This is a genomic window from Acinetobacter sp. UBA3025 (assembly GCF_002367915.1).
Classification (GTDB): Bacteria; Pseudomonadota; Gammaproteobacteria; order Pseudomonadales; family Moraxellaceae; genus Acinetobacter.
This window is the reverse complement of the sequence record NZ_DFDO01000105.1, coordinates 1-6,159: the sequence shown is the minus strand read 5'-3', so window position 1 is coordinate 6,159 and position 6,159 is coordinate 1. Positions and strand designations below refer to the sequence as shown.

7 protein-coding genes are annotated in these 6,159 nt (G+C 42.0%); 5 read left to right on the top strand and 2 right to left on the bottom strand.

The window, feature by feature from the left end; genetic code table 11:
* Positions 1 to 122: 122 nt before the first annotated feature.
* The 4 genes from uraD (at position 123) to B4J23_RS04470 (ending at position 3,168) form a co-directional block, all read left to right on the top strand.
* Positions 123 to 626: a 2-oxo-4-hydroxy-4-carboxy-5-ureidoimidazoline decarboxylase gene (gene uraD / locus B4J23_RS04485; RefSeq protein ID WP_291358896.1), complete on the top strand. Its 504-nt coding sequence runs from the start codon at positions 123 to 125 to the stop codon at positions 624 to 626.
* On the top strand, positions 623 to 943 hold the full coding sequence (gene uraH / locus B4J23_RS04480; RefSeq protein WP_291358894.1) for a hydroxyisourate hydrolase: 321 nt from the start codon (positions 623 to 625) through the stop codon (positions 941 to 943). Before uraD ends, uraH begins: the two co-directional genes overlap by 4 nt.
* Before the next feature lie 34 nt (positions 944 to 977).
* Entirely contained in the window at positions 978 to 2,333 is a 1,356-nt protein-coding gene (locus B4J23_RS04475) for a nucleobase:cation symporter-2 family protein (protein ID WP_291358893.1), read from the top strand.
* A gap of 121 nt (positions 2,334 to 2,454) precedes the next feature.
* Positions 2,455 to 3,168, top strand: coding sequence for an outer membrane protein OmpK (locus tag B4J23_RS04470; protein ID WP_180012320.1), 714 nt, complete (start codon positions 2,455 to 2,457; stop codon positions 3,166 to 3,168).
* 55 nt (positions 3,169 to 3,223) lie between these two features.
* Here B4J23_RS04470 and B4J23_RS04465 read toward each other — a convergent pair whose 3' ends face one another.
* On the bottom strand, positions 3,224 to 3,721 hold the full coding sequence (locus B4J23_RS04465) for an ureidoglycolate lyase (RefSeq protein WP_286714075.1): 498 nt from the start codon (positions 3,719 to 3,721) through the stop codon (positions 3,224 to 3,226).
* Positions 3,722 to 3,733: 12 nt separating this feature from the next.
* Positions 3,734 to 4,738, bottom strand: coding sequence for an allantoicase (gene alc / locus B4J23_RS04460; protein ID WP_286714074.1), 1,005 nt, complete (start codon positions 4,736 to 4,738; stop codon positions 3,734 to 3,736).
* A gap of 213 nt (positions 4,739 to 4,951) precedes the next feature.
* On the opposite strand from alc, the gene hpxO reads away from it, so the two are divergent.
* A complete protein-coding gene (hpxO, locus tag B4J23_RS04455) occupies positions 4,952 to 6,109 on the top strand; it encodes an FAD-dependent urate hydroxylase HpxO (RefSeq protein ID WP_291358888.1) in 1,158 nt (385 codons plus the stop codon).
* Positions 6,110 to 6,159 lie beyond the last annotated feature (50 nt).

Genomic DNA, 6,159 nt, shown 5'->3' with positions numbered 1-6,159 from the left:
AGAACCTTGAGTTCTCTTTTCTGCTTTATATATTATATAAAAATACAAGATCAAAAAGATTTGGCACTGTTATTGCAAAACCTGTACTGAACAAAAAATGAATATCATCAGGCGATTTAATAGTGCAACTCGTTGAATTTAATCAGGCATCTCCAGAAGAGGCCATTACCTTTTTAAAGCACTGTGTGCAAATACCGAGCTGGTCGACACAGATTGAAGCAAAGCGTCCTTATACATCTGTTGAAGATGTATTGAATATAGCCAGACAACAGGCTGCAACCTGGACCTGGGACGAAATCAAAGCAGCTTTGGATAATCATCCACGTATTGGTGAAAAAAAGGCACAGGCTGAATTAAGCGAAGTTGAAAAAAACTTTTCCAATCGTGAACAGGCTGCGATAACTCAGGACGAAGCAACTCAGCAAGCTTTGCTAGAAGGCAATATCGCGTATGAAAAAAAATACGGTTATATCTTCCTGATTAAAGCGGCTGGTTTAAATAGCCAAGAAGTGCTGAATGCCTTGAAAGACCGTTTAGTTAATGATCCGGAAACCGAAAAAGGTATTGTCCATACACAACTGGCGGAAATCGCTTTATTAAGACTGTCACAGGAGCTGCAAGCATGATCAGCACTCATATTTTAGACACGCATCTCGGCAAACCTGCAGCACATGTTTTGATCAAAATTTTTGATGAAGAAGGTGCCTTACTCGGTAAAGCATTTACCAATGCAGATGGTCGAGTCACAGATTTTGGTTTAACCGAATTTGAGGAAGGTAAATACAGTCTTGAATTTGCTACTTCTGATTATTTTGAAGGCTTAGGTCTAGAAACTTTCTTTCCTAAAGCAGTCATTCATTTTCAGGTGAAAGATGCCTCTCAGCACTTTCATATTCCTTTACTGATCAGCCCATTCGCGTACTCCACATATCGCGGAAGCTGATTTTTTTATTCAAGCTTTAAGGGAGAGAAAAAGAATGACAGAACAAAGCACAAACATTTCACCAGAACATGAATATCTGGGCGCAGGCAAAAGTGGAGCCTATGGCTTGCAACATGTATTGACCATGTACGGTGGTATTATCGCACCACCACTCATTGTGGGTACTGCCGCAGGTTTGGAAGCTACACAAATCGGTTTATTGATTGCGGCTGCATTGTTTGTTGGCGGTCTGGCTACGATTTTACAAACCATTGGAGTGAAATATATCGGGGCTAAATTGCCACTGGTACAAGGGGTTTCCTTTGCGGGTGTGGCGACGATGGTGGCGATTGTAACTACAGGTGGCGGCTTATCAGCTGTTTATGGTGCAGTCATCATAGCTTCATTAATTGGTTTCTTCCTTGCGCCTTATTTTTCTAGAATTATCCGTTTTTTCCCGCCAGTCGTGACCGGCTGTGTGATCACGATTATCGGTTTATCACTTTTACCCGTAGCCGTTCGCTGGATGATGGGGGGCAATAAAAATGCACCTGAATGGGGAAGTGTAGAAAATATCAGTTTGGCCGTGATGACCTTGGCCATTGTGATCTGTCTAAACTTGAGTAGAAATGCCTCGATTCGTCGCCTGTCTATTTTATTAGCGATCGTATTGGGTTCAGTGCTGGCTTATCTGTTTGGTTTTGGAGATTTTAGTAAAGTCGGCAATGGTGCATGGGTACAATTTCCGAGTTTCTTTGCTTTTGGCATGCCAACCTTTGAACTCAGTGCAATCATTTCCATGCTGATCGTCACGTTGGTGATTATGACTGAAACGACGGCTGATATTATTGCTGTGGGTGAAATTGTTGGAACCAAAGTAGATTCAGAACGTATTTCCAATGGTCTGCGTGCAGATATGTTCTCAAGTGCAGTTGCACCGATTTTTGGTTCATTCATGCAAAGTGCTTTTGCACAGAACGTCGGGCTGGTAGCCATTACCGGGATTAAAAGCCGTTTTGTGGTCGCTGCTGGCGGTATGATTTTAGTGGTTTTGGGATTACTTCCAATTATGGGCCGACTAATCGCCGCAATTCCGGTTCCGGTACTTGGTGGTGCAGGATTGGTGCTATTTGGTACAGTGGCTGCAAGCGGCATCCGAACTCTGGCAAAAATTGATTATAACGAGCAAAAGAATTTGATTATTGTTGCAACTTCAATTGCAGCCGGCATGATCCCGATTATTGACTATTCTTTCTATGCTAATTTTCCAAAATGGTTTCAAACCCTATTTCATTCTGGCATCAGTTCAACCTGTTTAATGGCGATCCTTTTAAACATTCTGTTTAATCATCTGCAAATGTTCAAGTCGAAAACAGAGGTTCCGGAAAAGATTGCAGAAACGCTGCATTAAAGTATGATTTCCTCCATATGCCCATGCCAGTCATGGGCTTTTTTATCAAAAATTAAAAAAGTTGGCTTTGTTCTTGCTTAATCCAGAATGAGATTTTTAATTCCATTGGGGAACCTTATTTATGAAATTTACTCAAGTTGCTGCTGCAACATTACTTGCATGGGGTGCAGCATCTGCACAGGCAAAACCAGTCTGGCAGGATTTTAGCGTTACTGGGCTTTATGGGGAAAACTATGAAGTTGTAGATAAAAAACAGGCAACCCTAACTGTTGAATACGCTGCAAAAGTTAAATATGCAGATGTCTTCTTTTTCATTGACCGTATGCGTGGTTCCGATGATATTAAATCAAGCTATTTTGAATTTTCACCACGTTTAAGTCTGGGTGAAGTTTCAGGTCAAAAGCTGGCATTCGGTCCAGTGAAAGATGTGCTGGTCGCAACGACTTGGGAAGGTGGTGAAGGTTTTGATAACTTCCTGTACGGTGTAGGTTTCGACCTGGCTATTCCAAAATTCAATTATGCCAGCGTGAATCTTTATCGTGTAAATAATGAAAATATGGAAGATGACTATCAGCTTACCTTGACTTATGGTGTGCCATTTAAACTGGGTACAGAAGAATTCCTGGTAGATGGCTTCCTCGACTGGTCAACTGCTGAAGATGATCATGCGAGTGAGATGAACTGGACGACTCAGTGGAAATGGAATGTCGGCAAGCATATTTCTCCTGACACCAATTTATATCTCGGTATTGAGCATTCGGTTTGGAATAACAAATACGGTATTCCGGATGCAGATGAAAATAACGTGAGTGCTTTAGTGAAATATCATTTCTAAATACAATAAATAAGAAATTTAAAAGCCCTTATTGATAAGGGCTTTTTTAATGGGCTTAATTTTCAATAAAAATCTTTTCAGGAAAAGTATAAACGTCACAATTTGGACCAGTGCCGATACGATCGATCACCACAAAATCACTCGGAGCTTCAAAGGTCAGCAAAGGATGATGCCAGGTTCCGGCACGGTAATTTACACCTTGTGTACCATTACTGATAAAAGCCTGAATTTGACTGAGATCAGGTTTTTCATGATCCAGATTAGGTGCAACCACAATTAAAAATTTCTGGCCCTGCATCGGGATGAACGCTTGTGAACCGACAGGATGACGTTCCAGCATTTCGATTGTAAAGGGAATGGCAGTGGTCTGAATATTTCTAAAAATACTTAGACCAACTTTTGCATCTGTTTCAGCAACCGCCAGAGCATGATAACGCTCAGTCTGCTGATCATTAATATGGAAAAAATCATTGCCTTCACAGGCAATGACCTCGCCATAAGGCAAGAAACTTTCAACAGTTAAAGGCTGTATTTTTATGCTTTGTATGCTCATAGTTGTAATTACTCAGACAACTTTTCCCCATAGACGAATCCGGCTAATGCCACCATCCGGAATCATGTTCACCCGAATATGGGAAATTTTTTCCTGTTTTAAGATTTCCTCAACAAAGCTATGAATATGATCCATCTGCATCTCTTGTGCTTCAAGCAGGAATGGCCAGAACATACTTTGCGGAATTAACTGCTGATCAGTCGCATCTTCAATATAAATCGCTTGAATAGAGACTTGAGCAGGGAAGTTACCTTTAAAATGCGCAGTATCAATCTCAATTTTTTCAATCTGGCCACTTTGACCCAAGGCCAGAATACACCAGTCAAAACCGGGTGCACGACGGCGCTTGGTTTCCCAGCCATCACCCATATTGATGCCACGCCCCGGATTAATCAGATTACGTGGATGACCAAAGTGCGCATCACTATAGGCAATGACACGACCGCCATTTTCCAGAGCGACCAGATCAATCACCTGATTGCTGTCCTGAACCTGAATTTTTACTTCACCATAGACTTTAAAGCGAGCTACACCCCCGTCAGGGAAAATATTTAGGCGTACATGTGTAAAGACTTCGTCTGAATCAATATTAAAAATATGATGCTGGCTCGGACCTAATATACTGTTTGGTAAAATTGAGTGCCAGGTTGCGGTGCTTAAGTCACCATTTGGTGCATAGCAGGCTTCAACTGCAGCAGAAGCTGGATAGTTTCCGGTAAAGAATGTGGTATCAATATCTAGTGCTTTGATGGTTCCAGCTACCCCCAGTTTGACAATCGCCCAGTCATAGCCGGCATGACGCTTGCGGCGGGTTTCCCAGCCGTCCATCCATTTGCCATGATTATCAAATTTATCTTCAACAAAAATTGGTGCATCAAATTGCAACATTCGTTTTGCTTCAGCAAAAAAATCATCTGAACATTCAAGAATTTCTGCACCAATCCGGCTATCAGCCAAGTTGGTAAGCTGCTGGATATGGGCAGGGATCTCGAAAATGGGTGCAAATAATGTTGCCATAACTATCTTCCATTCAAATTATGTTTAACGTGAATCTAATTTTTTATAAAAGTCTGTAATTCTGCTGAAAGACCTTATAAAAATAGGTTTTTAATGAATAGGTGAATGCACGGCTTGTGCCAACTTTTGAGAAAAATCAGTGCATTATTTTCGAAATGGCACGCTTTTAGCTACACAGGGAGGAAGAAACACAATTTTGAGAGGAGCAAATAGATGGAGATTACAATTATTGGTGCAGGGATGGGGGGATTGACCACAGGAATTGCACTAAAAAAGTTTGGGCATAAAGTCACCATCTATGAACAGGCAGAAAAGATTTTACCAGTGGGCGCGGCAATCTCACTTTGGTCAAATGGGGTAAAATGTTTGAATTATCTGGGCTTAACTGAGCAGGTGGCCAAGCTTGGCGGCCAGATGGATCAGTTGGCCTATATTGATGGCTTGACGGGCGACACCATGACCCAGTTCAGTTTATTGCCGTTAATTGAAGAAGTGGGACAGCGTCCATATCCGGTGGCACGTGCAGATTTACAAAACATGTTGATGGACGAGTTTGTCCGTGAAGATATTCAGCTGGGCAAGAAAATGATTGAGCTGCAAGAACAGGAAGATGGTGTCCTGGTTAAATTTGCGGATGGTACAGAAATCAAAACAGACCTACTGATTGGTGCAGATGGAACCCATTCCATTACCCGTGCCTATGTACTGGGTGAACAGGTTTCTCGTCGTTATGCCGGTTATGTCAACTGGAATGGTCTTGTAGAAATTTCAGAAAAGCTTACTCCAGCAGATCAATGGACCACATTTGTCGGACAAGGTAAGCGTGTTTCGCTGATGCCTGTAGCAGACGGAAAATTCTATTTCTTCTTTGATGTGCCATTGCCAGTTGGTTTAGAGAATAATCGGGCAGAATATAAAACCTTGTTGAAACAGTACTTTGAAGGTTGGTGTGCGCCGGTTCAGCATCTGATTGATGCGCTGGATGAACAGAAAACCAATCGGGTTGAAATTCATGATATTGAACCATTTGCACAGTTCTATAAAGGTCGTGTTGTAATTGTTGGTGATGCCGCACATAGCACCACACCGGATATTGGTCAGGGTGGTTGTCAGGCCATGGAAGATGCAATCTATCTGGCTCGGTCTTTACAGATTAATACGCTGGGTCTGGAAGATGCCTTAAAACGCTATCAGAACAAACGCAATGAGCGTGCCAATGAGCTGGTCTTGCGTGCACGTAAACGCTGTGATGTGACACATATGAAAGATGAAGCCGTGACCAAGGAATGGTATGAAGAACTGCGTAAAGAGCAGGGACCGCATATCATGAAAGGGATTATCAGCAATATTATTGGCAATCCTTTAGATTAATTCTGCGTTTAATCTCTTGGCAAAAAGCCCTTCATATCGAAGGGCTTTTT

What these genes read in the sequence shown, in the direction of transcription:
- B4J23_RS04475 (WP_291358893.1), top strand. Translation starts at nt 978, where the DNA reads ATGACAGAACAAAGCACAAACATTTCACCAGAACATGAATATCTGGGC.
- hpxO (WP_291358888.1), top strand. Translation starts at nt 4,952, where the DNA reads ATGGAGATTACAATTATTGGTGCAGGGATGGGGGGATTGACCACAGGA.
- alc (WP_286714074.1), bottom strand. Translation starts at nt 4,738, where the DNA reads ATGGCAACATTATTTGCACCCATTTTCGAGATCCCTGCCCATATCCAG.
- uraH (WP_291358894.1), top strand. Translation starts at nt 623, where the DNA reads ATGATCAGCACTCATATTTTAGACACGCATCTCGGCAAACCTGCAGCA.
- B4J23_RS04465 (WP_286714075.1), bottom strand. Translation starts at nt 3,721, where the DNA reads ATGAGCATACAAAGCATAAAAATACAGCCTTTAACTGTTGAAAGTTTC.
- B4J23_RS04470 (WP_180012320.1), top strand. Translation starts at nt 2,455, where the DNA reads ATGAAATTTACTCAAGTTGCTGCTGCAACATTACTTGCATGGGGTGCA.